This window comes from Akkermansia sp. BCRC 18949, from assembly GCF_045011645.1.
Lineage (GTDB): Bacteria > Verrucomicrobiota > Verrucomicrobiia > Verrucomicrobiales > Akkermansiaceae > Akkermansia > Akkermansia massiliensis.
Genome location: NZ_CP123619.1, coordinates 628,026 through 653,911, shown reverse-complemented (window position 1 = coordinate 653,911; position 25,886 = coordinate 628,026). Strand labels below are relative to the sequence as shown.

Genomic DNA, 25,886 nt, shown 5'->3' with positions numbered 1-25,886 from the left:
CGGGAATATGCTCCGCCGTTTAGCGGCGAAGGCCAAGACGCTGAATCAGGCTCTGATACTGGGCCAGATCTTCACGCTTGACGTAATCAAGAAGCTTGCGGCGCAGAGCCACCATCTTCAACAACCCGCGGCGGGAAGAAACATCGTGCTTGTTCGTGCTCAGGTGGTCGGTCAGGTGGGCGATGCGCTGGGTCAGGTGGGCGATCTGGTAGCTGGAGCTACCGGAATCCTTTTCATGCATCTTGAATTCCTGCAAATTGATTTCGTTACTCATAAGTGTTTTCTTTGAATGTATTTAGCTCGTGGCAGCGGCTAATCGACACTGTGAGGGCGCCAACTATGCACCATCCGTCCCCAAAAGCAATTCAAATTTCATCATGCAGGAGAATTTGCCTCCGTTCCTGCGGTAGCGGCCTCCCCACCATTTTCCACCGCACCCCAGGCCTCGCGGTCCTTTTCCGTAATGGGCCGTATCACGCGGCAGGGGTTTCCCACAACCACCACGTTGGCGGGAATGTCCTTCGTCACCACGCTTCCCGCGCCTATCACGGAATTGCGCCCGATGCGCACGCCCGGGCCAATGGCCGTATGGCCGCCTATCCACACCCCGTCCTCAATGGTGACGGGAAGCGCAAATTCCAGACCGTCCCGCCTCAGCCCCGGGTCCACGGGGTGCGTGGCGGTGTAAATCCCCACATTGGGGCCTATCAGCACATCACTGCCGATCGTGACGGCGGCACAGTCCAGCACCACCAGGTTGAAGTTGGCATATACGCGATCCCCCAGCCGGATATTCGTTCCATAGTCACACCGCAGCGGAGGTTCCAGATAGCAGTTTTCCCCCATGCCGCCGAAGAGCTCCCGCGCCAATTCCCGGCGCAGTTCTTCCTCCTCCGGGGCGGACTGGTTGTAACGGAAGACGAGCTTGCGCGCCCGAAGGCGCCTGGCTGTCAATTCGGAATCCTGGGCATGGTACAAACGCCCGGCCAGCATGTTATTCCAGTCCTTCGAGTCCATGGGATGAAGAGGGGGTCACGGCGTCCGCGCCGGAAGAAGGCAGCGGCGCGTTTTCCTGTTCTCCAACAGGCGGCATGGCAGCGGCATCCTTCTCTACGGACGCCTCTGACTTTACAAGCTCCTTCTTCCCGGAGGAAGCTGAATTTGCGCCAGCCCGCTGGGCGGACGGCTTATGCACCGTTCTGAAAATACCGGACGGCTTTTTCTGAAGCTCGTGAATATTCCAATCCCCGTCTCTGACAATCACGCGGGTTCCCACGGGAGCCACTTCAAACAGGTTCTTCGCCACCAGATGGGGGATGCGGATGCACCCGTGGGAGGACGGGCGGCCGGGCAGGTACCCCTCATGAATGCCTACAGCCCCGTTCACCCTCATGAAATAGGGCATCTTGGCCGGTTCAAACCTTTCTCCGGGCCGTGCGGCATCCTTCCGTATATCCCCGTCCCGCAGCTCCCCGGCGGCATTGATGAACGCGCCGTAATAGGAATGGTGGTCCGCATCCTTGGAGGCGATGCGGAAATAGCCGGAGGGCGTCATGCCGGAACTCCTGCCGGAACTGATGGGCGCATACGCGATGCGGTGCGTCCCGCGGTACACGTACATCATCTGCTTCTTCTTGTCCACCACGACCAGGAGCTTTCCGGGCAGGGACGGATCGTCCTCCCACTTGAGCAGGTGTCCCGGAATGGTTCCGCTTTCCTCAAAATACCCGGTCATTTCCTCCACCGGAACATTGGAAGAGGAAGAAGGGGAAGAGCCCCCACCCGTGGTGCCGCAGGAGGAAAACAGGAACGGAACGCACAGGCAGGGAACCAGCAGATGGAAAAGGGGTAACTTCATCTCGGGGAGTCGCATCACTGCGTTAGACAACGGAAAGCCGGAAAAAGGAACCGCTTTTTGACAAAACTGTCAACCATCAATCAAAAAAATCTCTTCCCGGCCCCGTTTTCCTTCCATCACCACATCCGTGCGCGCCTGCCGCGGCCCCGGTCATTCCCGGGCCCGTGGAGCAGTCCATGGGACCACGCCTCCGCAAATGTGCGCGCGGCATCCGCCGTATGGGAATGTCCGTCATGCACGGGGCTCTCCACCACGGAACCGCCCGCACCCGGCGGCCTGGACCTGTACAATTCCAGATGTTCCACGCCGCCGGGCTCCTCCTCTCCGCGCACGCCGCGCACCCTTTCCTGGGTGCGGGCATGGAAGAAGCTGCGCTCCAGCAGTTCCCGCAGCGTATTGATGCCGCGCCAGACGTCCGTGGTCCTGGGAACGACGCGCACGTTCGCCAATCCCAGACGTGCCATGTTCTCCACGTAGGAAATGCCGTGGGCATCCCTCCGCGCGGCGTCGTGGGGCAGCAGATGGGCCGTTACCGCCACGCCGTGCGCCTTCTCCCATTCCTTCATTTTTTCCACATAATGGGCCAGGGGCTGCTGGTTGGCGGCGTAATGGTCCAGCCAGTGGAAGCTGTCCCCCATCACCTGCACAAGCCAGATGGCCGTATGATCGCTCAACCCCAGGTCCCACGCCGTGAAGGTGGGGGCGTCCGGGTCCGCCGCAAACTCCGTCCCCACGCGCCCGCGTTCCCGCAGGGCCATGATGCGGCTGCCGTAAATGCTCCCCTCCTCCCCGGTGGAGAAAGCTTCCTGCGGCGTTCCCGGGTACTCCTGCTTCATGGCCGCCCCCATCACGCGGGCCATCCTGGCGTACCACCTTTTCTGGCCCGCATCCAGCGCCACCCCGGTTTCCCGTTCCAGGGAAAGGAAGTACTCGTCCAGTTCCCGGCTCCATCTGCCGCGCCCCGGCAACGTGTACTCCTCCTGGTCAAACCAGCTAAAGAAGAAGAACCGGAAATCCAGGGGAGAAAGCTCGCTCTTGCCCATGTTCTCCATGGCCTGGCGCGTCAGTTCGTAATTCACGCCGTACCGGCCGCCCTCATGGGTGCTCTCCTTCAGGATAAAGCCGCCGGGGGGCACCGTATTGATCGCCCCCGTGCGGATTTCCCTGGCACGCCACGGGGCGTGCACGGAAACATGCGCCAGCTCGGAAACGTGCAGGAACTGCATGGTGCCCCCGCGCAGGTTCGTCCCCACGCGCACGTCGCTCCCGTTGGCGAAAGCTAGGCGGTTGCGCGCAGACGTGCAGGGCCGCCATTCCCCCTTCTTCTCCACGCCGGACAGGCTCTTGATTCTCTCTCCCAGCCGGGCCAGGGCCACATCCATCGCGGAAGGGTCGGGCGGCACGTAATCCAGATGGTCCCAGGCGAAACGCAGCTTGGCAAGCTTCTGCTGGGCGTCCGGCAGGCTCTTGTCAATAATGCCGCAATGGAAATTGGACCGGAACAGGCTCATGTCCAGCATCAGCATGGCCACATACGTGGAAATGCCCAGTTGGCGCGCCTTCAGGATGTCGTTCCTGTACCACAGCCGCTCATGCAGCCGCCGCTGCGCCCTGTTCAGGGAGAAGCGCTGGAGCTGCCCGGCCTTGTTTTCTATCCAGTACAGGTGCTCCAGCCTCCAGAGCTGGCTGGACAGGACAGACTGCCAAGGCTGGCTCCAGGATTCCGTCAGATGATTAGAAGTTTCCATGTTCCTCCACCAGTTCTTTCAGCAGGACTCCCTCCCTGGTCATTCCCTTCAGGGCCTCCGTCCCCTTGTCCAGGGGCAGGCGGTAGGCCAGGGGATCGTTCAGCACGTGGGAGACGAAGCGCAGAGCCTGAACCATCACGGGATCAAGCAGGTCAAGCTCCCCCCTCAGATAGCCTGAGCGTACCCCCAGCTCTTCATACAGCCTGACGACGTCTTCCATGAAGCACCCAACGGCCTGCTCCCTGTTCCACCACCAGCGTTCCTGCGCATCCGCATCCCCCAGCGTTTCCAGAATCCGGCCCAGGGACCGGGCGCGGCTCTCCCGAGCGGTTTCCGGAGAAGGCTCCTCTCCCGCGCCTGTGAAGCGCTCCAGCGGAATATAGGAATCCCGCTCGGACGCCGCAGGCAGACCCCGGCTGTCCAGGTAAACGCCGTTCCACGCATGCACCACATACGGAGCGCGCGCCTGCCGTACGGGGCTTTCCGGAATGCCCGGCATCAGGCGAACGGTATGCCCCGGATCGTCCGGGTCACGGTAAATCACGCAGTTGGCGTACATCGCGCGCGCCTCCTCCGGATCAGGCAGGAAGGGGAGCATGCCCCCTCTCATTTCCTCCTGCCTGCGGTCCAGAACATCAATCAGGGAGGCGGCTTCATCCAGGGGAAGTTCCCGGCTCCAGGCCGTTGCCACCCCTTCGGGGGCCGTCCAGGAATCAATCCGGTAGGTTCTTCCTTGCCAGATGACGCCGGACTCCGCGGCTTCCGGCCGGGCTGCAAAATCCCGCCTCACCACGTCCAGCGTTTCCACCGCACGGATTACCTCCGGACGGCTGCGCCATGCGGCAGGGGCAGGAACGCCGCTCCTGACGGAAAAATCCTCCTCCATATACAGGGGGGCCTCCAGAACAGGTTCCGGCAGGAGTTCTCCCATGGCTTCCAGAGAAACATCCTTCGCGCGCAGGGTTCCCTTCCCGGCCTTGAACGGCCGCTTCACCAAATGCAGGTACAGGCCGGGATGCTCCGGGTCCGGACGCCATGCATTCAACTGGGGAAACTCCTGAAGCGCCCGTGCCAGTTCCGTCATGCGGTGTTCCGCCAGCCGTTCCATCCTGCGGACGGACCCGCCCCCGTATCCGTCCAGCGCGGCCAGAGAACGCAGCAGGTCCTCCCTCACGTGGTCCGGCGCGGTGGACAGCAGCCTGCCGGTCATCAGGCTATGGGCGTACCTTTCCATCATGGGAAGGCGCACCTCCTCTCCGCCTGCGTCCCAGGCGCGTTCAGCCCGTATCCGGTCATTCATTCCCACCGTTTCACGGAGCATGCCCATGAATTCGGCGGTTTCCGGCCCCTCCTTCAGCGTTTTCTTCAGCAGCCCGGCGCGGCGCACCAATTCCTCCAGAGGTTCCAGAGCCTTGTCCGGGCTTGCGGCCCCGTAGCGCGCCCAGGAAGCTACCGTCTCCGGCACGGCGTCATGGTCCAGATGGGCAAAAAAATACTCCTTGGAGAGCTGGGAAAGCTCTTCAATCAATTCCGTTTCTCCGGGAAGCGCCCTGCGGCGCGGCACGCGGCCCAGACGTTTCAGCATCTCCCACGCGTCCTCCGGGGAAAGCTGGTCCGTGCGCATCAGCCGGTCCCATACGACCTCCGCCTTGTCCTCAATCAAGGCCAGGGGATTTTCCGTATTATGGAGCCGCAGCCGGTGCATCACCAGTCCCTTGGCCGAGGGAACGGGCTGATTGTCCGCATCCACTCCCAGCCGCTGCACGTCCCCCACGTACTTGCCGTGGATATCCATGCGTTCCCGCAGGGCGTCATGGCTCATCAGCGTTTCAGCGGCCACGCGGCCCCTGCCCGTCACCTCCAGACGGTCCCCTGAACCCACGGCGCCCCGCACGCCGTAACCGGCTTTCAGCATATCCGCCACCGCCATGGCCGTCAGGCTGTCATACAGGCAGGAAAGCCTTTCCCCCTGCACGTTTTCCAGTCCTGCGGTCAGCCGCAGATAATTGGTATCCCATTCCGGATGCCCGCTGCGGGCGTGCCATTCCCAGCTCCGGATCAAATCCCTCTTGGCCGTGCAGGCGGGGGAAAACATCATGGAGACATTGGCCATCAGGTCCGCTCCCGCCGCCTCCTGCGAAGGATGCCAGGCCGACCATCTGCCATTGGGATATTTTACCCGCCACAGCCTTTCCCCGCCTCCGCTCCCACGCGAGGACTGGAACAGGCGCGGAGTCAGGCGGGAAAGATTTTCCACCGCTTTCTGCGTACCCGGATAAACGCGGGGAACCGCCCGCTCCGGACCGGCATGCAGCCGCGGCGCATCCAGCACGGTGGCATAACGGGCCACGTGTTCCGGTTCCACTTCCAGAAAACGGGACAGCAGCCGCCCGTAACTCTCCACCGGCGTGTAGCCGCGCCCTACATGCACGTCAAACTCCTTCATATTGGGAAGCACCTGGTACAAGCTGTTCACATCCGCCTGAGTTCCCCATACCATGCGGTTCATCTCCCGCAGCTCCGGGCTTACCCGGTGGCGTTCCCGGTCCCCCAGGGAAGCCATCATGCCGCTCATCCTGGACAGGGCGGCGGCCAGGCCGTCCGGACCGGAAGCCCCGGCCAGCAAATCCGGAGCGTTCAGCAGGGAGCTCCCTTCCTCCAGCCAGCGGCGCGCCCTGGCACAGGAACCCTCATCACGGCAAAACGACTCCCACAGGCGAAGGGCCACATGCCCGGACACCTCCTCATGGGAAGCGCCGTGCACCCGTTCCATCACTCCCTCGTAAACATTGGCGCGCGTCCGGCGCTCCATTTCCACGGTGACGGCGTCCCAGTCCCTGCCGGAAAAACCGCTACGCCCCGCTTCCTCCGGATAAGCCAGCAGCAACATCCTGTACGGGCGGTAGGCGCGCTTCTTCAGCCTGTCTTCCACAAACGCGCGGCGCAGGGCGTCCGCCTGCACGTCGTAATCCGCCGCATTCCTCAAACGCCACGGAATTTCCCTCCCGTTCCTGTTCCTGGCCAGCCCTAGGTCTTCCTCTTCCATACGGCACAGGGCTTCATACCAGGAGGAAAGGGCCTCTTCTACCGAACTCCGGCCCCGGGTTCTCTTCATCTCCATGCCGGGGGCCGGCTCCGCCTCATAAACGTGGCGGCCGTCCGCCGCGGCGGACTCTCCCACGCGGGGCAGCCCGGCCCGCAACAGCCACTTGGTCCTGGCCGCCGCATGGTCCGGATGGGGAAAAAGTTTTTTCAACACTGCTTCCGACTCCGGAAAATCCCTCATCTTCCAGGGCTTCGTGCGCACGGGAGAAGGCAGTTCCAGAAAATCCCTCACGTCCTGTTCCGTCCTTAAAAAAGGCTCCCCGGCTTCATCCAGCGCGCGGGACCATTCCAGCGCCTTTCTGGAAATGTACAGGGATCCCCACAGGGGAGAATCACGCAGGGACTTCTGCAGCAGCTCCCCGGCACGGCGCATGTCCTTCTCCCGCAGGATGCGGGTTACCGCTTCATCCGGAATGCCAAACACCTTCAGAGGTTCTCCGTCCCCCAGCAAGGTTCCGGCATGGCGGAAATGGTGCAGGGAAGCCTTTCCCGCGCCGATCAGCAGGAACGGCATCATCATAGCCGCCTCCCTCAACTGGTCGTCCACGGACATCTGCCGCTCCTTCCATCCCTCCCAGTCCACGCCGGACACCCTGTCCGTCAACGCTCCCACGCCTTCCTGGGCCACCATGGGCGTCAGCTCCATCAGCTTGTTCTCCGCCGCCATTTTCACGGCATCCGCCGCCATGGCTCCCGTTCCGGAAAGAACCGCTCCCACATTCCCGGAAGCGGACCTCATGGCCCGGAACGCGCGCATCCCCTGTCCCAGCATCCGCTGGCCCAGCTTCGTCATCCCGAAGGAAAGCAGGGTGTTCATCCCCCCGGACACGACCGCGCCACCCATCTGGGCGTCAAACACGCCGTCCGGATTCATGCGCCGGGCATCCGCCATGTGGCGGCCCGTCTCCCCGGCCATCAGCAGTCCGAGCCCGGCCGGGCCGCTGAACGCCAGCGCCGTGGATGCGCCCTGCTGGGCCATGTCCACCAGCATCTCCCGGAACCAGGGGGCATCCTTTCCTCCGCGCAGGGGAGCAAACTCCATCCTGGCAAAATCCCGCAGTTCCTCAAAACTCCGGGAATACCTGTCCAACGCCTCCTTCTCCCGGCCTTCCGGGAGGGCCCAGGCCGCACCGTTCACGGCCAGATGAGCCACATTTTCCGCTGCTTCCGCTGCTCCGCGTTTCAGCGCGCCCCCCAGGGCATCCCGGAAAGCGGGCCGGGAACGCAGGTAGGGGGCCATCATGCGGAACACCTTCCGCCGGTCCCCGTCCTCCAGGGACGCCAGGCAATCCACGGCGCGAACGACGTCCGGAACTCCGGCAACCGCCTTCCGGTTCACCTGTACGGCGGGAAAACCTTCCGGCGCCGGGGCCTCACTGGCTACCAGCCCTTCCAGCCCCCTGCGGATAATTCCGGCGGCGTCCGCCAGACGGTTCCTGTCATCCAGGGCGTCGGACACGGCCCTGCTCTTCAACTGGTCCGCCACGGCCTGCATCTCCTCCGGCCACGCGGAAACAGCCTCTTTCCTCCGTTCGTCCGGAGCCGTTCCACTCCCGGCCAGCGTGCGGTCATACTCCTCCTGGTACAATTCAAACAAGGTTTCCCGCTGGGAAAGGCGCACCTGGTTGTGCATGGAGACGGCCACAAACAATTCGTCATCAGATTTGCCGGACGCTCCATACTGCCGCGCCACCTCTTCCCGGATACTCTTCCAGTCCCTCCGGATGCGTTCGCGGGGGATTTCCCCCGAATCCGCCACCCATGACTGCATCACGCACGCGGCAATCCTTTCCCGGTCAGCCGTTCCCGCCGGATACATCGCTTCCGCCTTCTGCCTGACCTCCCGGGGAATGGTCATCACATCCCCCGTCAGCACGCTGTTCCAGTACTCTTCCTTCGCCGCCGCCACCGGCTCCGGGAATTCTCCCGCGCCGGAAGGGACTGCGGATACCGCGTTCTCCTCCTGCAACCGGTTTTCCTCCATCGTTGCGGAGGCCTTTTCCGGCACGCCTTCTTCTACTAAAAATGTCCCGTCCTGTTCCTGGTTCCTCTCATCTTCCATCATCACTTGCCTTCCTTTCCATTATTCATATTCATATCCGTAAAACCTACCCAGCCTGCATCCTGGAGGCGGTTTTCCTTCTCAAAAACTTTCTCCATCTCCTCCGCCGGCTGTTCCGGAGACCTCTGCACGGCCTCCGCCAACTCCATCTGGACGCGTTTCCATTCCTCCACCGCACGGGCGTCCTCCGGCGGTCCCCAGGCTCCGTTCCGGAACATGGAGGACAGGCGGCGGGAAGCCGCGCGGCGCAGCTCCAGGGGAACATTCATCATCACCTCCCGCCGCCGGAGGAGTCTTTCCACCTGCGCCGCAGGCAGGCCGGAAGTAGCCACTTCAATCATGGCGTCCGCATCCCCCTCTCCTCCGCAATCCTCATCAATCAGGGAGGCCATGCGGCACAGCAGCATGTCGTCTCCCGGAATGCTGACGCCGGAAAACTCCGCCGCCTGCCTCCGGTCCCTGGAAGCCGTATAACGCCTCAACTGCTCGGAACTGATCAAGCCGTGCTTCTCCGCATTCGCCAGCCCGTCATCCCGCAGCAGGCCGCCGCCGGATACGGTAGCCGCCACAGCATCCGCATAACGCCGCTTCAGCTCTCCATATGCCGCAGAAGCCTCTTGCGCCACTCTTCTTTCCTCCGGGGTCTGAGGCATTTCCCGCTCCCGGGAAACGAGGCGCACTGCCGCGGCCGGATCACGGCGAACCTCCTCCACCGCCCGGTTCAGCGCCACACGGGCACGAGCTTCCTCCGCCATGCGGGAGGCTTCATCTCCGGTCACAAACACGCCGCGGCCTTCTTCAATCCTGCGTTCGGCCAGGGAATCCTCCCCCTGCTCTACGGCGGACTCCACCCCTCCGGCCCAGGACCGCCGAGCCTCCTCCAACTGGCCCAGCCGGGACATCTTCTGCAAATAAATGCTTCCGGCAGTCTCCAGTTTCTCCCTCGCCAGCTCCACGCGCTCCCTCACCGGGGCGGACATCCGGCCCGGCAGGTAGGCGGGAAGCCGTTCCGCCAAAGCCTTCTTCCACTTCTCCTGAAGGCGGTCCGGCTCCCCGCCGGCCTCCAGCTCCCGCATCACGTCCTGTTCAAAGCGGTACAGGCCGTCGCGGGCCTGCGCCCACTGCCCGGCATCCCTCACCTCCTGCATCTCCTTCAGCGCGGCACCCGCCGTTCCTGCCAAATCCATCGCGCCCGCAGCCAGGTTCCGCACTCCGGCGGCCTGCGCTTCAAACGCGTTCAACGGAATCACGCCGGACAAATCCGGAGCCACATGCAGCATTCCAAAATCCTGTATTCGTATAGCCATCTTTTTATGGCCTCCAAGCTAGGGAGCGGACGGAACGCACGGCATCCATTCCAAACCGTCACCGCACGGTACTTGCCGCTTGCCAAAACCGGACCGTTCCAACACAATCGGCCCCATGCCCCGCATCCGTTTCACCACCGCGTACGATGGACGCCCCTACCTGGGCTGGCAAAGCCAGCCGGGGGGCCGCACCGTACAGGACGCCCTGGAACGCGCCTTTTCCGCCCTCTTCGGCTCCGCCGTCCGCATCCACGGCTCCGGCAGGACGGATGCCGGCGTGCATGCGCTGGGCCAGGTCTTCCATGTGGATGCGCCGGACACCCACCGCATTCCTGCGGACAAATGGCCCACCGCCCTCAATACCCGCCTGCCCCGGACCATACGGATCACCCAGGCGGAATACGTTCCCCCAGGCTTTCACGCCCGGTTCAGCGCGGCGGGAAAAACCTACCGCTACTGCATCTCCCGTGCGCCTGTCCTCAGCCCTTTTGACGCCGGGCTGGCCTGGCACCGTCCACTGGCCTGGAGCACGGACATTCTGGAGCAAGCCGTCCGGCTCTTTCTGGGAACGCATGACTTTACGGCCTTTGCGGCCCTGCGCGGCAATGAACCGCGCCCCATCCCGGCGGACTACTTCCTCCGCACCATCACGCAGGCGCAGGTGGTGCAGGAGGGGGAACATGTCTTCATCACCCTCACCGGAACGGGCTTTCTCTATAAAATGGTGCGCCTCATGGCAGGAGCCGCTCATGAAGCCGCGCGGGGAAAAATCACGCTGGACGAACTGGCGCGCCTCATTAACTACCCACGCCCGGATGATAAAAGCCCGTTCTGCGCCCCGCCGGACGGGCTCACGCTGATGCAGGTCCACTACGCGGAGGAAGCCCCCGGAAACAAGCAGGAATGAGGTAAAACAGGCTGCTTCCCCCCTAGCTGCGCGCCGCGCCGTACAGGCCTTCCCGCCTGATCAGGCTCTCCACCTCCGGATTCAAATGAGGCACGGGGCATACGCCCGTACGCAGATCATGCCGCACACGGGTGGAAGAAGCGGGCTCATCCCCCTCAATGAAAACGGCGCGCACCCCTTCCCTGGGCGCCGGTTCACCGCCACGGTGGTACACGATGAACGTCACCAGCCCGGCCAGGTGCTCCCAGCGGCCCCACTGTTCCAGGGAATCCCACTGGTCCTTGCCCATCAGCCAGAACAGCTCCGCGCCGGGATAACGGTCCGCTGCGCACTCCGCCACTCTCCAAGACCACGAAGGCGGCGGAAGATTCAAATCCGTCCGGTCAAGCACGGCCCAATCCAGTCCCCGAAGCGCCAGATCAATCATCCGGCAACGCTGGTCATCCGTCACGGCGGGGGCCTGCTCCTTCAGCGGAGACAGGGAGCACGGCATGAACAGCACACGGTCCAGCCCGCAGTACTCACGCGCATGCGCAGCCACACGAACGTGCCCTTCATGCACGGGATCAAACGAACCGCCGAAAATGCACAGCTTCACCGTCCGTCATCCGTCAAAAAATCAAAGTCCTTCCGTGCCCTTGTAAGGCAGGAACCCGCCGATGGGCACGCGCACCATCCTCTTTTCCAGAGGCAGGCGGCGGAAGCGGGTGATGAAATCCGTCAGGCGGCCGTAATTGCGCTCCGTCTTGGGAATACCCTGCTGGCCGCAATTCACGTCCGGATTGTAATGCAGTTCAATATGAAGGTGGGCCGGATACATGCCGCGGTTCGTGCCGATGGTGCCCACCTGGGTGCCGCGGAGCACCAACTGCCCCAGCACGACGTTAATATCATTCAAATGGGCGTAAAGCGTCTGGCAGCAAAGAACCTTTCCGGACTTGGGCTCGCGGAAGGCATGGCGGACAATCACCACCTTTCCCCACGCGCCGCGGGCGTCCGCCGCGTAAGTCACCACGCCGTGGCCCACGGAATAAACGGGATCGCCCAGATCGGAATTGCCCCCGCTGTTGCCGTTCCAGTCCTCGCCCATGTGGCGGGGGCTTTTCACGCGCAGGCCGCGGGACCGGTAATAGCCGTTGCCGTCAGGCTTGCCTACCGGAAAATCAAAACCGTCGCAAAGAGGGACGAGCGCGAACTTGCTGTCCCGCCGGGCCATGTAAACGGGAGCGCTCTCGCTGATAAACGCGGAACCGGTCAGAAGAACCAGCGCCAGCAGTAAAAAACGGAAATAGGACATGGGAACAAAAGTCCTCTGTATGCTAAACGGACCCCGGTCCCGTATCAAGCGGAATTCCCCGCATGTCGAAGTTAGAGCCTGCTAACCCCCTTCGTTCCCCTTCCACCCTCCCTTTCAACTTGACAGCCAAGCCCCCGTATGAAAGAAGGGTGGAACATTCCCCGTATTTTTTAACACACGTTTTTTCTGCATGAACAAGCTTACCTCCCTCTTCCTCGGAACGGTTCTCTCTTCTTCAATGCTGCCCGGCTGGGCCGCAGACCCTCCCAAGCCCTACGGGGCGGTGCCAACCCCCTCCCAGGTCAACTGGCAGCGCATGGAATTCTACGGCTTCATCCACTTTGGCCTGAATACCTTCACGGGCAGGGAATGGGGCTATGGCGACGAAAATCCGAAAATCTTCAACCCTACGGACTTCAATGCCTCCGACATCGTTTCCACCTTCAAGAAGGGCGGCATGAAAGGAATGATCTATACGGCCAAGCACCACGACGGCTTCTGCGCGTGGCCCACCAAGTCCACGGACCACAACATCACCAAAAGCCCGTGGAAAAACGGCAAGGGAGACGTGGTCAAGGAATTCGCCCTGGCCTGCAAAAAGCACGGCATTAAATTCGGCACCTACCTCAGTCCCTGGGACCGCAACAATGCGGACTACGGCAAGGAAGGCTATCTGGACGTTTACTACAAGCAAATCCGCGAACTGCTGACCAACTACGGCCCCGTCTTTGAAATCTGGTTTGACGGCGCCAACGGGGGGGACGGCTACTACGGAGGGGCCAAGGAAAAGCGCAACATCGGCGACGCGGAAAAGTACTACAACTTTGAAAAAATCGTGGAGATGATCCGCAAAATCCAGCCCAACTGCATCATCTGGGGCGCGGGCCACTACGGAGACGCCCGCTGGGGCGGCTCTGAAAAGGGCCACGTCAACTACCCCCATTGGAGCACCGTAGGGCTGAACGGCGGAGGCGGAGGAACCGGCAAGCGCGGCGGAGAACGCTGGGTGCCGGCGGAAGGGGACACCACCATCAACCATTCCGGCTGGTTCTGGCACCAGGGGCAGGCTTCCCGCGTCAAATCCCCGGAAGAACTCATGCAGGTATGGTTTGACTCCGTGGGACGCGGAGCCAACCTCATCCTCAACGTGGCGGCGGACAAAACCGGCAAACTGGACCCTGCGGACGTTAAATCCCTGATGGAATTCAAGGAACTGCGCGACAAGCTGTATGCCAGGGACTATGCTCTGGGCGCCACCGTCACGGCCAGCCAGACGCGCGGCAATGACAAAAAATTCGCCCCCTCCAACATGACGGACGGCAACATGGAAACCTACTGGGCCGTGGAGGACGACAACCTGACGCCCACCGCCTTCATTACGCTGCCCAAACCCGCCACCTTCGACGTCATCCGGCTGCGCGAACAGATCCGCCTGGGCCAGCGTGTGGACTCCTTCAACATTGACGCCTTCATCAACGGCAAATGGGTCTGCATCGACAATGAAGGAAAGACCATCGGCAACCAGGTCATGCGGCGTTTGAACCGCCCCATCACCGCCCAGAAGCTGCGCCTACGCATCACGGGCAGCCAGGCCACGCCCTGCATCTCTGAATTCTCCCTCTTCCGCCAGCCTGCAGGCGCCGTGCGGCCCTCCATCTTCCGCCGCGGAGACAACCTCATTATCCTTGCGGACGGCAAGAACAAAATCCTATACACGACGGACGGCAGCGAACCCAAGGAAGGCTCCCCCGTCTATAGCCAGGGTGCCAAATTTGCGGAAAGCGGCACAGTCAAGGCCCGCTGCCAATTCTCCAACGGCAAGCTGGGTCCCGTCAGCCAGGCCAAATTCGGCATCAGCAAAACCGGGTGGAAGGTGAAAAACGCCACTTCCGGAAACGCTGCGGCGGCCATTGACGACAATCCGGAAACCTCCTGGTTCGCCAAAGCTGAGGCGCCCCAATCCTTTGTGGTGGATATGGGCAAACCCTACCAGGTCTCCAGCTTCTCCTACCTGCCCAGGCAGGATGGAAAAACCTCCGGAATGACGGACAAATACCAGTTTGAAGTGAGCCCGGACGGAAAAACCTGGACGAAGGCGGCGGAAGGGGAATTCTCCAACCTCCGCGCCAATCCCATCGAGCAATCCGTCAACCTCAAGAACGTCAAGGAACCCGTACGCTACTTCCGCTTCACCGGCACGAACTCGCTGGACGGCAACAGCGCTTCTGCTGCGGAAATCAACGTCTTCGGCACGCCCGCAGGCAAATAAAATCCATTCACTTAGCTGCATGAAGGCGTTCCGGCTTTTTCAGGCCGGAACGTCTTTTTCATGACACTGCCTGTTTGCAAACCATGTTCCGGCGTGGAAAAGAAAAGCCATTCCTTCCCGGCTGGAAAACCGGAATGGAGAACGGGACCGGAGTTCAACTCCGCTTGCGCCGCATCAGCAGGCAGGCGATGCCGAACATGCCCAGCATGGCGGAAGACGGTTCCGGAACGGCCTCCGCCTTCAGAGACGCCGGCAAACGCAGCGTCTTGGGATCGGGAGAAGACGTCGGCACCGTATTTTCAGTAAGCAGGGAATCCAGAGAAAGCTCTTCCTTCCCGGAATCAGCCACAGCCTCATCTCCGGCCGCCTCTGTCCCTCCGTCGGGCTTCCTGTCCGGAGAAACAGGCGTCTCCTTGTCGTCTGACGGCTTGGAGCTGGCCTCATTATCCGGAAGACTTGGTTTAAGCTGGTTGGCGGCAAACCCGTTTCCCCTGCCGGGAGGCCCTCCGTAAAATCCTCCGCCGCCGCCATGGGAAACCATCGCGCCGGACAAGGGGCCGTACACGGCCTCCCGCACCAGGACTTCCTCACAATGGGGCATATAGGATCTTCCATAGGAAAACATGGCTACCACTTCCCGTTCCAGCTTCCAGGATACGTCTTCATCCAGCTCTTCCCGGGCCTTTACCTGCACGGGAAGAGCCATCCCAAGGGCCTGGAGCTGGTTCCTCTCCAACACGGAAAAAGCCTGCACTACATTCCCGCGGGAGGAAACAAAACGGTACACGGTATAATAACCGGAAGGAAAAGAGGGGGAGGAAATAGTCAGGGCTCCGCCTTCATTGATCTCCTTGACCATAGCGGGAGACAAGGACATGACGCCCTTCATTTGAACCACCTTCTCCTCACCAGGGGCGGCGGCTCCGGAGGGTGAACCGGAAGGCAGGGCGGCGCATGCCAGTGGCGCCGCTAAGGATAACAGGGCAATCACAATCTTGGTCATGATAAGTGTATTGAAACCATGACCACTCCGTAGCGCACAACGGATGACCCATAAATGACAATAGCTCACGGGCCGCGCCTTTCCGCTGCCCCATCATGCGGCTATCCGGCGGCAGATATAAAAAATAGCTAATCAAATGCAATCCAAACAACCATGGGGAAATCCAACAACGTTTTTTACTCCTTGTTCCCGGACCAACCGTGGCCGCTGCCTCTTTTTACCGGGCCGGCCATTTCTGTCATACGGTGTGGACCGGCGGTTCGGAATGCTCCAGATTCCAGTGAAGGGGCATGAAAAAGGACGCATCCCTAAGGATGCGCCCTGTGCAAATCATGCTAACGGAAAAAACTTATTCCTGGCCGCTGAAATCAGGCGTGAGAATCAGGAACTGGTCACTGACATCCTTGCCCCTTCTCTTGGGAATGAAGGTGTCCTGAAGGTTGTCGTTGTCATCCAGTTCCAGAGTCTTGGCGCTCTGGGCGGTCGTGAAAATCAGAACCTTGCCGCGGAAGCTTTCCGGGTCAAAGCGGACGGCGTTGCCAGCCACGACGGTGCTGCCGTCTTCACCGGGGAGCACGGAAGTAACCATCAGGGGATATTCACCCACGGAGCTGCCAATGCCTACCTTCTTGTTATTGTCACCCTTGCGCATGACGTAGGAGAAGCCCACTTCACCGGGGGTCAGGGCCTTGCCGTCATAGATTTCACCGTCGGGAGTAACGGTGGAACCGCCGGAAGGAGTCTGCACTTTGGCGTAGAAGTTGCTTTCGGAAACGGACTCATTGCCCAGAAGCTGGCGGAAGTAGTCATTGGAGGTATCCCCCTGGAGCGCGCCCAGGCCGCTCATGTAATTGTGCTGCGCCACCACGCGGTCCGCGGTGATGTCATCGGGGAAGTTGCCCAGCTTGCTGTTGGACTTGAACTCGTTCATCGCCACACCCACGTTCTTCATGTTGGTCAGGGCCTGCATCTGGTCGCCCTTGTTGATCTGGTTCAGAATCGGACCGTACGCCACGGAAGCCAGCAGGGCGATAATGGCAATAACAACCAAAAGTTCGATCAGGGTGAACCCCCTGCGTAACTGGCGTGTTGCAAAAGATACTTTCATTGTTGGATATGATGGAATGTTTACAGTTTAAGAAAACCGTACGTGGTTATCTATGTTCGTCTCTACTATTAACGTGATTTCCCAGTCAGGACAAGCATATTCTCATAAAAATGTTGGGCCTGGAAGGGCGCCGGGATTCCTCCGGCCCCCCCGTTTGCGGGGAGCCGGAACAATCCCGCGCCATGGGAAATTCATGCCTGCCTGCCGCTGCCGAAAAAGGCGCTCAGCCCTTCCAGCGCGTCGGCGTCCGGCTTGTCCGCATCGGCGATCACCTGGCGCTGAAGCCCGGCAATCTCTTCCAGGCCCTTGCGGCCCAGTTCCAGCATCCGGCTCATCTGGTCCGCCGTAAACACGGCCTCCTCCCCGGAGCCCTGCACTTCCACAAACTCACCGCGGTCCGTCATCACCAGGTTCATATCCACCTCCGCATCCTTGTCCTCCACATAGCAAAGGTCCAGCAGGGCTTCCCCGCCCAGCATCCCCACGGAAACGGCGGAAACCAGCCTCTTCATGGGAGACTCCGCCAGCTTGCCTTGCGCCACCAGCTTGTTCACGGCAATGGCCAGAGCCACGGAAGCCCCGGTGATGGAAGCGGTCCGGGTGCCCCCGTCCGCCTGCAAAACATCGCAGTCCACCCAGATCGTGCGCTGCCCGATCTTGCCCAGGTCCACGGCAGCCCTCAGGGAGCGGCCTATCAGGCGCTGGATTTCGCTGGAACGTCCGTCCAGCTTCCCTGCCGTAATATCGCGCCGCTTGCGGTCAAGCGTGGAATAGGGGAGCATGGAATACTCCGCCGTCAGCCAGCCGCCCTCCACACGCTGAACCTTCATCCAGCGGGGGACATCCTCCTCAATCGTAACGGCGCAAATTACCTTGGTGCGGCCGAAGGTCACCAGCACGGAGGCCGTGGCATTCGGGGCAATCCCCGTTTCAAAGCTGATCGGGCGCAACTGGTCCACAAGTCGTTTATCCTGACGTTCCATGCGGGGAATCATGACGGATGCCGCCATTTTTTTCAAATGGAAAGATGGAATTCCCTCATCAAACCGCTAATATCCCTTCCATGAAACTCCCTCGCACCCGTGTGGCCGTCATTGACGTGGTGGCCCTTTCCCGCCAGATGATGGAACACATGCCGCGACTCTCCGCCTGGGCGGAGGGGAGGCGCGTTTCCTCCTTCCCCCCTGCCTTTCCGGCCCTCACCTGCTCCGCGCAGAGTACTTATGTGACGGGGCTTTCCTCGCGGGAGCACGCCATCCCCGGCAACGGATGGTACAACCGGAACATGAGTGAAATCCAGTTCTGGAAGCAATCCAACAAACTGGTGCAGGGACCGCGCCTCTGGGAAAAGCTGCGGGAACGGTACGGACCCGGCTTCACCTGTGCCAAGCTCTTCTGGTGGTACAACATGTACTCCACGGCGGACTGGACCATCACGCCGCGCCCCATGTACCCGGCGGACGGCCGCAAGGTCTTCGACATCTACACCCAGCCCATGGAACTCCGGGAGACCATTAAAAAAGACCTGGGGGAATTCCCCTTCCCCACCTTCTGGGGCCCCATGGCCGGCATCCAGTCCTCCCGATGGATAGCGGACTCCGCCCGGTGGGTGGAACGGAAACACCGCCCTGCCCTCAACCTCATCTACCTGCCCTACCTGGACTATGACCTTCAGAAATTCGGCCCTTCCTCAATGCAGGCGGCCCGGGCGGCGAAAGCCATGGACGGTTTGCTCTGCGACCTGGTCGACTTTCTGGAACAGGAAGGCGTCACCCCCGTTATCCTCAGTGAATACGGCATTTCCGACGTCTCCCGCAGCATTGCCCTCAACCGCCTCTTCCGTGAACGGGGCTGGATCGCCGTCAAACCGGAAATGGGTACGGAAATGCTGGACTGCGGCGCCTCCCGGGCCTTTGCTGTGGCGGACCATCAGACAGCCCATATTTACATCAACGACCCTTCCGTGAAGGAAGAGGTGAAAACGCTGCTCGCCGCCACCCCCGGAGTGGAGGAAACCAGGGAAACGGACTTCTCCGGCCTGAATCCTGCGGCGCAGGAACGCCTGCCGGACTTCACTGCCGTCGCGGCCCCGGATGCGTGGTTCACCTACTACTACTGGCTGGACGACGCCAGGGCCCCGGACTTCGCCCGCTGCGTAGACATCCATCGCAAGCCCGGCTACGATCCGGCGGAAATGTTCTTTGACCCGGCCCTCTCCTTCCCCATGTTCCACGCCGCCGCCTTCCTGCTGAAAAAAAAGCTGGGCTTCCGCGCACTGATGAAAATCATTCCCCTCAACGGAGACCAGGTGAAAGGCTCCCATGGCAGGGACCGGGTACCCGCAAACCAGCAGCCCGTATTCATCGGCCCGGCATCCCTGCCGGAAATCCGTTCCGCGCAGGACGTGCATGAGGCCATCCTCTCCGCCTTTGAAAAAGAGTGACGGCAGGAAGCCTGCCTGTCAGCGGGCGTCCGGGCGGGGATCATATTCCAGGCCCGGAACCTCCCGGTAATGGACACCATCCCACAGGACGGGAATACAGCAGAAAAACCAGCTTCTCTGCCCGTTGTCCCCCTTCCAGTGGCCGAACACGCTGCGTATCAGTACGCGGTTCAATCCCTTGCGGAGCTTCACCTTCACGGGGGGACGGAAGAAATACCCCTCCCAGGTCAGGGGGGCTTCTTCAATGCGGCCTTTCCCCCAATCCGTCCAGGGCAGGCTCTTGAACGGCCACCTGGGCGGATTCACGCGCTTTCCGTTCAGCCACACGTCCCCGCCGGAAAAATCCCAGCTCCCCTGCTCCGGAGCACGGGCACTGCGGTACCCGCCTGAATGCCCCCACATGCCGTTCAGGCCAACCATCAGCCACACTTCCTGATCCTTCGGGCTGCGGATGGAAGTCAGCGCATAGCAGGTTCCGCTGCCCTTTCCCACGTCCCCCGACATCAGCGTGGGCCAGTGGTCCAGCCGGTACTGGTTCCGGTGCATATTGAACATCGCAAAAAGGTGCCTGATATGCACGGCTCCACCGTAAACGGGCGTCTTCTTCCACTCCAGCGTCCTGTCCCCGTCCCGGTAGGAAGGCGCAATCTTCCGCTCCGGTTCAAAGGACGTGTCATTCTTACCCCGGTGGTCGAATGGCCCTATCAGGCTCCAGGCTATATCCGCCTGCTTCACGTACGCAAAGGGAACGTCCCGGAAAAACCGGTCACGGTGGGAAGCCAGCCGTTGTTCAAACTCCCGGAACTCCGCCCATCCGGCTGTTCCCCTGGGAGGGAGCTGCGCCATGTAATCCTTCCTCTTGGTGGCGCTCCCGCGCCAGACGCGCTCCGCAAACGTCAGTACGCAGGGGTAAAGGGGATACTGTTCCAGCACCCTCTTCTCACTGCTCAGGTTCCCGTCGCACCACACGGGCATGATGGCTCCCAACGCCTTCTCATCCCCCTGCGGCACCTCGCAGGGCTGCTGGAAAAACACCTGGTATACGCCGGACTGGGAATCAGCCCAGTCAATGTAAAAGCCATTGCTGTCAATGCGCTTCATTCCCTTGTCCATCCGGGCTCCGGCCTCGCTCTCGCCCCAGCACATCAGCACGGAATCCTTATCGTGCGGGCCACCCGGCGACCACACGATCACCTCCTTGCCCTTCCCGCGGATATACTCCGCCATGCGCGGAATAAAATCCTTCATCGTAATGTGCACCTCGTCGGACCCCATGTGAAAAAACCTTCCTGGAAACAGGGCAACGGTCTCGTCCACGACATCCTTCAATATGGAAACGCCCTTCTCCGTCTGCATGCCGGTCTTCATGGCCTTGGCGAACGGCTGGCTGTGCCCCGGCATGTCGATCTCCGGAATCACCTGGATATTCAGCCGGGCGCAATAATCCGTCAGGTCCTTCAACTGTTCCTGCGTATAAAATTTGCCCGGCAACCGTGACTTCCAGTGAAAGGCGCGGTCTGTCAAAGCCGGATACTTCTTCACCTCCAGCCTCCACGCAGGATCATCCGTCAAATGCAAATGCAGCGTATTGATCTTGTAGCGGGAAACCCGGCGCATCAGCTCCTTGATAAACGCGGGAGACATGTAATAGCGCCCCACGTCCAGCATCATACCCCGCAGGGCGAAGGCGGGTTCGTCACTGATCTGCACGGACGGCATGAAAAAACCTTCCTTCTCTTTGGAAACCAGCTGCCGCAGCGTTTGCAGGGCATTGAAAAAACCGCCAAAGCCCCCTGCCCTGACAGTTGTCTTTTCCGGCGTGACGGACAGGACATACGCTTCTCCCTCAATTCCGGCGTCCAGGCTTAACTCCCATGTCAGGGAACCTTCCTCAAAAACATCCTTGCTCACGGCAGCCGGAATGCCGGACATCCTGAATACATCCTTCATTTCCCTCACCAGGTCATCCCTGCGGGGAACATCCCGGCCCAAATGTACATGAACGCTTTTAAAACGCGCCCCGCCCTTACCCCAGACTACTTTGGAAGGATAGGGAATCAGCGCAGGGGAGGAAAACTCCGGCACAGGCGCAGTTACCACCTCCCCTGCCAGCAGCTCCCACGGGAAACAAACCAGCAGGGCAATAAAAAACCGTACAGGAATGCTGAAAACTCTGGACAAAAACATTCCTTATTTACGCCCTCCCGTCTCAATTCCTGTCAAAACAGGACTTCCGGAGCTGAAAACCTGTCCCTCTCCCCTGGTCTTTTTAACACTACATGCCGGTTCCTCTACGCCGCCAGTTCACACCCTGAAACGAACGGGGAGGAAAGAGCTTCTTCCCCCCATCTTCTTCCATCCGTCAAACTGCTACCGTGCTCAGCGCAGGCGTTCCATCAAGGCGTCAATGTCCATGGAATCCTGCCCATGGATCAGCTCGCCGAGAATGGGCGCGTCGGAAAACTCCTCCACCATGCTCCTGTTCGTCACGCAGGCCGTATCCCATTCATCCTTCACGTTATTAAACACAATGCCCAGGCATTCCAGGCCGCGCGCCTTGACCGCATTCAGCGTCAGCAGGGCATGATTGATGGCCCCCAGCTTGTTGCCGATCACCAGCAGCACGGGCAGCTTGAAATCCGCGGCCACGTCGCTGAAATTCCGGCCGGGGCCTATCGGGACTTCCCATCCCCCCACACCTTCCACCAGCACGCATTCATGCGCGGCGGCCAGGGCGTCATAGGCGCGGCGGATGGCTCCTTCATCCACCTGCGTATTCTCCAGCCGGGCCGCCACATAAGGGCAGGTGGCGTTCTTCAGGAAAACGGGATTCAGCTCGTCCAGCGTCAGCCCCGCCGGTCCTGCCTCGCGCAGAAGACGGGCATCCTGCCTGTCTCCGCAGGCCACGGGCTTGAACCCGGCGGCATTGATGCCCGCTTCTCTCAGGGCCTTGACGATCAGGCAGCTCACATAAGTCTTACCGACTTCCGTATCGGTTCCGGTAACAATGAAATTCCTCATAACGGTAAATCTTCAGGGATGGGATCTTCTGATCTCCTCAAGCTGCCCACGGGAGGGCACGCCGTCGTTCGTGGTCACCCAGTGATTGATAAAAGACCAGATGATCACAGCCAGCACCAGGCAGAACAGCTTGGCCGGCCAGTTAAGCAATAGCAGTTTTTTCATTGGAAGGAGAAATATTCAATAGCTCTTCAAGGCGGCCCTTCAACTGTTCCGGCGTCAGGTTGCGTTCCAGCTTGCCCCCCACGGCCAGGGCAATCGCCCCCGTTTCCTCGGACACCACCACCACCACGCAGTCGCTCTCCTCGGACATGCCCACGCCCGCCCGGTGGCGCAGCCCCAGGGTACGGTCGCTCATCTCCTTCTGGGAAACCGGGAACACGCAGGCCGCCGCGGAAATGCGGTCGCCGGAAATCACCACGCCTCCGTCGTGCAGGGCGGTCTTGGTATGGAAAATCGTCAGAGCCAGTTCCGGAGAAAAAATGGCGTCCAGCTTCACGCCGGAATCCTCAATGGGCTTCATGCTGATGCTACGCTCAAAAGCGAACAGGGCGCCGAACCGCTGGTTGGAAAGCTTGCTCACCGCCTTGCAGAAATTGTCCAGAAAGTCAACCCGCTGAAGCTTGGCGAAGGAGGAGAAGAACGGATGGCTGCCCAGCTTCGCCAGCCCCACACGCAGCTCCGGCTGGAAAATCACCACCAGCGCCAGCGCCAGGCCGGGGGCGAAAATGCGCGTCAGGATCCATGAAATCACGTTCAACTGGAAGAAAAAGGCCAGCACCACCAAGGCCAGGAAACAGGCGAACAGCCCCACCATGATGCGCGCGCCGCGCGTTGCATGGAAAGCGCGGTAAATCTGGTACAGGAATACCCACAGGATGAAAATTTCAACGATCGCCCGGAGCGCATCCTTGATCATAATCCAGTCCCACATGCGCAACAAGCTACACAACAACCCGCATGATTGCAATACCGATCCTTTCCCTTCAGTTTTTGTGCCGGATGAAGCAACCACGAACGGAAAACCTGAAAATCGGACGATTCCCTCTAGATGAGAAGTTCCGATTGAAGTCTGATGCTTTCGGCAAAAGTAATGCACTCTCGGGAAAAGCAAGAAGGCAATATCAGCGCGAAAACCTATAGTGGAAATTCAGGTGTGCCATTCTGCGCGAACCCGGAACACCAGAAAACTGCTCTGGGAAGATACCTATGCAGCAGAAAATCCAAATCATAAAAACAGTAAACATTACATAATCAAAACAATGAATTTACAAAACGTACAGTTCCTTAATAATGAATACACTAATGGAAGTGAAACAGCGCTCATTAACGGAATTCTTCAAAATACGAAACTGGAAAACTATCCACGTATTCAGGCACTCTCCGAAGACTTTGCGGACATCTGGAATTTCGTCACCACCTTCGGACGACCTCTCCAGGGAGAAGAGGTAGAATCCAAGCAACAGGAACGAACGGAATATTATCGAATAAACCCTATTGTCCCTTTGATGACTTTGTTTGAACGCAGAATCGCCTTTTGCAGGGAACGGTGCATTTTACTGCATATTCTTTGGGCTCAGTTAGGTTACCCAAGTGTGATCGTTACCGCCTCCAACGCAAGTGGCGATGAACGGCATGCCGTTCTCCTGACAAAGAATAAACAAGGCAAACATCTTATCTTTGATCCGGAAAATAAGATTGATGCTTATGGAAGTGATGACGATCGATTTTCCCAAGGTTATTCCTTCAGTGAACAACAACATTGTCAATTCAACCGGAACGTTCAAATGACCATCCTAGTGAGGCCCGTTAATCTCACCGCTCCAGTAAACTTCAGTTTCGCCGGACATTCAGCAACTCTTTCCTAATTCTAAAAAGAGTAGATTGCTCCCTTTTCCATATAAAATACAGGCTGTATTCAGGGGTCCGGTGTTATCCCTCTTGCCGCCTCACCGGTAAAAAACGGCGATTTATGATTTGCTGAGAAAAACATGCAGGAATACTCCATATTAGACCTCTCACATTGAAATTGTCACGCCAGACATAGATTGATATAAAGGGAGCATGAAGCTCCGGGTTTATCTCTCTCTGTTTTCCGCCCTGGCCATCCTCACCGTCTCCACGGGCTGCATCATTTCCCACTGCACCACCCCCGCGGCCGGCGGCGCTCCCGCCGCGGCCGTCCGCCCGGGGCTGGAGCAGGAACTGAAAAAGGACGTCCTCTACCTGGCCAAAACCTGCCACCCGCGCCCGGCGGATTATGAAAAGAACCAGGCCAGGGCGGTCCAATACATCGCCCGGTCCCTGTCGGAATCGGGAGCCGCGGTCACGTACCAGCCTTTCACGGCGGACAAGCGCACCTTCGTCAACGTCAGCGCCGTTTTCCCCGGCAAATCCGCCAAAAGGGTCATCGTCGGCGCTCATTACGACACCTGCGGAAGCACCCCCGGAGCGGACGACAACGCCAGCGGCGTAGCCGGACTGCTGGCCCTGGGGCGCATGCTCAAGGGCATCTCCCCCCATGACACCATTGAACTCATCGCGTATGCCAACGAGGAACCGCCCTACTTCGGCACGGAACAGATGGGCAGCGCGCAGCACGCCCAAAAACTTTATACGGAACAGATAGGCGTGAAAGCCATGATCTGCCTGGAAATGATCGGCTACTTCTCGGACAAGGAAAACAGCCAGTCCTACCCCGCCGCGGGCATGGGCGCCCTGTACCCGGACAAGGGGGACTTCATCGCCATCGTCGGCAACTGGGACAGCGTCAGGCTGGCGCGGACAGTCCAGAAAAACATGCAGTCCTTCCTGCCTACCGTCCGCCTGAACCTGCCGGAAATCAAGGGCATGTGCATGAACTTCTCCGACCACCGCAACTTCTGGGCCAAAGACCTGCCCGCCGTCATGATTACGGACACCTCCTTCTTCCGGAACCCGAACTACCATCAGTCCGGAGACCTGCCGGAAACGCTGGACTACCGCCGCATGGCCCAGGTGGTCCGGGGCGTGCACCAGGCCGTCCTGCATTTGGCGGCGGACGGCAAATAAAAGGAGAGATAAAAAACTTGCAGGACCGGACGGCCTCAGACCGCCTGCCCGTCCATGATCGTGATGATGCGGTCCCCCCGGCGGGCCAGGTGTTCGTCATGCGTCACGATTACCAGCGTCTTGCGGGATTCGTCCGCCAGGCCGAACAAAAGGTCCAGCACCTCCACGCCGTTCTTCCGGTCCAGGTTCCCGGTAGGTTCATCTGCAAAAATAATCGGGGCGTCATTCGCCAGGGCGCGGGCGATCGCCACGCGCTGCTGCTCCCCGCCGCTCAGCTCGCTGGGCAGATGGTTCAGGCGGTGGGACAGGCCCACGCGCGCCATCAGCTCCGTCACGTACTCCACGCGCGGCCTCCTGCCGATGGAGGAAGCCAGGCACGCGTTTTCCAGCGCCGTCAGCTCCGGCATCAGCAGGTAATTCTGGAAAATGAATCCCATGTTCCGGTTCCGGAACACGGACCGCGCCGTGGCGGACAAGGCGTAAATATCCGTGCCGTCAATCGTCACCTTTCCCTCCTGGGGCGTCTCCAGCCCGGCCAGCGTGTACATCAGCGTGGTCTTGCCGGCTCCGCTGGGACCGCACAGGAACACCTTCTCCCCAGCGGCAATGTGCAGGTCCACCCCGTGCAGGATCTCAATGGATTTCTTGCCGATGGAATAGCTGCGGTGGAGGTTGGCGGCGGTAATCACGGGCGCAGTATAAGGGAA

Annotated in this window: 21 protein-coding genes; 5 read left to right on the top strand and 16 right to left on the bottom strand. The window is 60.3% G+C overall.

Annotated features, from left to right (window positions below):
• Positions 1–19: 19 nt before the first annotated feature.
• From rpsO to P8A25_RS02695, 6 genes are all read right to left on the bottom strand, one after another.
• A complete protein-coding gene (rpsO, locus tag P8A25_RS02720; protein ID WP_022396563.1) occupies positions 20–274 on the bottom strand; it encodes a 30S ribosomal protein S15 in 255 nt (84 codons plus the stop codon).
• Positions 275–375: 101 nt separating this feature from the next.
• Positions 376–1,017 carry a sugar O-acetyltransferase gene (locus P8A25_RS02715; protein WP_215442455.1) on the bottom strand — a complete coding sequence of 214 codons (642 nt, stop codon included), beginning with the start codon at positions 1,015–1,017 and terminating at the stop codon, positions 376–378.
• The gene (locus P8A25_RS02710; RefSeq protein WP_180975187.1) at positions 995–1,858 is read right to left on the bottom strand and encodes a L,D-transpeptidase family protein; all 864 of its coding nucleotides are present in this window, start codon (positions 1,856–1,858) and stop codon (positions 995–997) included. The genes P8A25_RS02715 and P8A25_RS02710 overlap by 23 nt, the downstream gene beginning before the upstream one ends.
• 116 nt (positions 1,859–1,974) lie before the next feature.
• Entirely contained in the window at positions 1,975–3,606 is a 1,632-nt protein-coding gene (locus P8A25_RS02705) for a hypothetical protein (protein ID WP_215442454.1), read from the bottom strand.
• Entirely contained in the window at positions 3,593–8,776 is a 5,184-nt protein-coding gene (locus P8A25_RS02700) for a hypothetical protein (RefSeq protein WP_404838756.1), read from the bottom strand. The genes P8A25_RS02705 and P8A25_RS02700 overlap by 14 nt, the downstream gene beginning before the upstream one ends.
• Positions 8,776–10,080, bottom strand: a complete 1,305-nt coding sequence (locus tag P8A25_RS02695; protein WP_215442452.1) for a hypothetical protein — start codon at positions 10,078–10,080, stop codon at positions 8,776–8,778. The genes P8A25_RS02700 and P8A25_RS02695 overlap by 1 nt, the downstream gene beginning before the upstream one ends.
• A gap of 115 nt (positions 10,081–10,195) precedes the next feature.
• Between P8A25_RS02695 and truA the strand changes: the two genes are divergently transcribed.
• Positions 10,196–10,987: a tRNA pseudouridine(38-40) synthase TruA gene (truA, locus tag P8A25_RS02690; protein ID WP_102721922.1), complete on the top strand. Its 792-nt coding sequence runs from the start codon at positions 10,196–10,198 to the stop codon at positions 10,985–10,987.
• Positions 10,988–11,009: 22 nt separating this feature from the next.
• On the opposite strand, the gene nadD is transcribed toward truA, so the two are convergent.
• Positions 11,010–11,585, bottom strand: a complete 576-nt coding sequence (gene nadD, locus P8A25_RS02685; RefSeq protein WP_215442451.1) for a nicotinate (nicotinamide) nucleotide adenylyltransferase — start codon at positions 11,583–11,585, stop codon at positions 11,010–11,012.
• A gap of 21 nt (positions 11,586–11,606) precedes the next feature.
• On the bottom strand, positions 11,607–12,284 hold the full coding sequence (locus P8A25_RS02680; protein ID WP_022396555.1) for a M23 family metallopeptidase: 678 nt from the start codon (positions 12,282–12,284) through the stop codon (positions 11,607–11,609).
• 190 nt (positions 12,285–12,474) lie between these two features.
• Between P8A25_RS02680 and P8A25_RS02675 the strand changes: the two genes are divergently transcribed.
• Entirely contained in the window at positions 12,475–14,553 is a 2,079-nt protein-coding gene (locus P8A25_RS02675) for an alpha-L-fucosidase (RefSeq protein WP_215442450.1), read from the top strand.
• Positions 14,554–14,707: 154 nt separating this feature from the next.
• On the opposite strand, the gene P8A25_RS02670 is transcribed toward P8A25_RS02675, so the two are convergent.
• The 3 genes from P8A25_RS02670 to rph form a co-directional block, all read right to left on the bottom strand.
• Complete coding sequence (locus tag P8A25_RS02670) at positions 14,708–15,556, bottom strand: PEP-CTERM sorting domain-containing protein (RefSeq protein ID WP_102726618.1); 849 nt, start codon at positions 15,554–15,556, stop codon at positions 14,708–14,710.
• A gap of 349 nt (positions 15,557–15,905) precedes the next feature.
• Complete coding sequence (locus tag P8A25_RS02665; protein WP_022396552.1) at positions 15,906–16,664, bottom strand: type II secretion system protein; 759 nt, start codon at positions 16,662–16,664, stop codon at positions 15,906–15,908.
• Positions 16,665–16,855: 191 nt separating this feature from the next.
• Positions 16,856–17,647: a ribonuclease PH gene (rph, locus tag P8A25_RS02660; RefSeq protein ID WP_251828029.1), complete on the bottom strand. Its 792-nt coding sequence runs from the start codon at positions 17,645–17,647 to the stop codon at positions 16,856–16,858.
• An 80-nt stretch (positions 17,648–17,727) separates the two neighbouring features.
• Between rph and P8A25_RS02655 the strand changes: the two genes are divergently transcribed.
• The gene (locus P8A25_RS02655) at positions 17,728–19,107 is read left to right on the top strand and encodes a nucleotide pyrophosphatase/phosphodiesterase family protein (protein WP_251828028.1); all 1,380 of its coding nucleotides are present in this window, start codon (positions 17,728–17,730) and stop codon (positions 19,105–19,107) included.
• Between the two features lie 18 nt (positions 19,108–19,125).
• On the opposite strand, the gene P8A25_RS02650 is transcribed toward P8A25_RS02655, so the two are convergent.
• From P8A25_RS02650 to cdaA, 4 genes are all read right to left on the bottom strand, one after another.
• Positions 19,126–21,294 (bottom strand): family 20 glycosylhydrolase, encoded by a 2,169-nt coding sequence (locus P8A25_RS02650; RefSeq protein ID WP_102726621.1) that lies wholly within the window; start codon positions 21,292–21,294, stop codon positions 19,126–19,128.
• A gap of 192 nt (positions 21,295–21,486) precedes the next feature.
• On the bottom strand, positions 21,487–22,128 hold the full coding sequence (gene bioD / locus P8A25_RS02645; RefSeq protein ID WP_102721928.1) for a dethiobiotin synthase: 642 nt from the start codon (positions 22,126–22,128) through the stop codon (positions 21,487–21,489).
• A 12-nt stretch (positions 22,129–22,140) separates the two neighbouring features.
• Positions 22,141–22,293, bottom strand: a complete 153-nt coding sequence (locus tag P8A25_RS02640; protein WP_012419453.1) for a hypothetical protein — start codon at positions 22,291–22,293, stop codon at positions 22,141–22,143.
• Positions 22,271–23,062, bottom strand: coding sequence for a diadenylate cyclase CdaA (cdaA, locus tag P8A25_RS02635; RefSeq protein ID WP_022396547.1), 792 nt, complete (start codon positions 23,060–23,062; stop codon positions 22,271–22,273). The genes P8A25_RS02640 and cdaA overlap by 23 nt, the downstream gene beginning before the upstream one ends.
• Before the next feature lie 328 nt (positions 23,063–23,390).
• Between cdaA and P8A25_RS02630 the strand changes: the two genes are divergently transcribed.
• Positions 23,391–23,996, top strand: coding sequence for a hypothetical protein (locus tag P8A25_RS02630; protein WP_146018206.1), 606 nt, complete (start codon positions 23,391–23,393; stop codon positions 23,994–23,996).
• Between the two features lie 196 nt (positions 23,997–24,192).
• Positions 24,193–25,179 (top strand): M28 family peptidase, encoded by a 987-nt coding sequence (locus P8A25_RS02625; RefSeq protein ID WP_215442448.1) that lies wholly within the window; start codon positions 24,193–24,195, stop codon positions 25,177–25,179.
• A gap of 35 nt (positions 25,180–25,214) precedes the next feature.
• Here P8A25_RS02625 and P8A25_RS02620 read toward each other — a convergent pair whose 3' ends face one another.
• Complete coding sequence (locus tag P8A25_RS02620; protein WP_215442447.1) at positions 25,215–25,868, bottom strand: ABC transporter ATP-binding protein; 654 nt, start codon at positions 25,866–25,868, stop codon at positions 25,215–25,217.
• Positions 25,869–25,886 lie beyond the last annotated feature (18 nt).

Coding starts and splice junctions, on each gene's coding strand:
- rpsO (WP_022396563.1), bottom strand. CDS start 274: ATGAGTAACGAAATCAATTTGCAGGAATTCAAGATGCATGAAAAGGAT.
- P8A25_RS02715 (WP_215442455.1), bottom strand. CDS start 1,017: ATGGACTCGAAGGACTGGAATAACATGCTGGCCGGGCGTTTGTACCAT.
- P8A25_RS02710 (WP_180975187.1), bottom strand. CDS start 1,858: ATGAAGTTACCCCTTTTCCATCTGCTGGTTCCCTGCCTGTGCGTTCCG.
- P8A25_RS02705 (WP_215442454.1), bottom strand. CDS start 3,606: ATGGAAACTTCTAATCATCTGACGGAATCCTGGAGCCAGCCTTGGCAG.
- P8A25_RS02700 (WP_404838756.1), bottom strand. CDS start 8,776: ATGATGGAAGATGAGAGGAACCAGGAACAGGACGGGACATTTTTAGTA.
- P8A25_RS02695 (WP_215442452.1), bottom strand. CDS start 10,080: ATGGCTATACGAATACAGGATTTTGGAATGCTGCATGTGGCTCCGGAT.
- truA (WP_102721922.1), top strand. CDS start 10,196: ATGCCCCGCATCCGTTTCACCACCGCGTACGATGGACGCCCCTACCTG.
- P8A25_RS02680 (WP_022396555.1), bottom strand. CDS start 12,284: ATGTCCTATTTCCGTTTTTTACTGCTGGCGCTGGTTCTTCTGACCGGT.
- P8A25_RS02675 (WP_215442450.1), top strand. CDS start 12,475: ATGAACAAGCTTACCTCCCTCTTCCTCGGAACGGTTCTCTCTTCTTCA.
- P8A25_RS02670 (WP_102726618.1), bottom strand. CDS start 15,556: ATGACCAAGATTGTGATTGCCCTGTTATCCTTAGCGGCGCCACTGGCA.
- P8A25_RS02665 (WP_022396552.1), bottom strand. CDS start 16,664: ATGAAAGTATCTTTTGCAACACGCCAGTTACGCAGGGGGTTCACCCTG.
- rph (WP_251828029.1), bottom strand. CDS start 17,647: ATGGAACGTCAGGATAAACGACTTGTGGACCAGTTGCGCCCGATCAGC.
- P8A25_RS02655 (WP_251828028.1), top strand. CDS start 17,728: ATGAAACTCCCTCGCACCCGTGTGGCCGTCATTGACGTGGTGGCCCTT.
- P8A25_RS02650 (WP_102726621.1), bottom strand. CDS start 21,294: ATGTTTTTGTCCAGAGTTTTCAGCATTCCTGTACGGTTTTTTATTGCC.
- bioD (WP_102721928.1), bottom strand. CDS start 22,128: ATGAGGAATTTCATTGTTACCGGAACCGATACGGAAGTCGGTAAGACT.
- P8A25_RS02640 (WP_012419453.1), bottom strand. CDS start 22,293: ATGAAAAAACTGCTATTGCTTAACTGGCCGGCCAAGCTGTTCTGCCTG.
- cdaA (WP_022396547.1), bottom strand. CDS start 23,062: ATGTGGGACTGGATTATGATCAAGGATGCGCTCCGGGCGATCGTTGAA.
- P8A25_RS02630 (WP_146018206.1), top strand. CDS start 23,391: ATGAATTTACAAAACGTACAGTTCCTTAATAATGAATACACTAATGGA.
- P8A25_RS02625 (WP_215442448.1), top strand. CDS start 24,193: ATGAAGCTCCGGGTTTATCTCTCTCTGTTTTCCGCCCTGGCCATCCTC.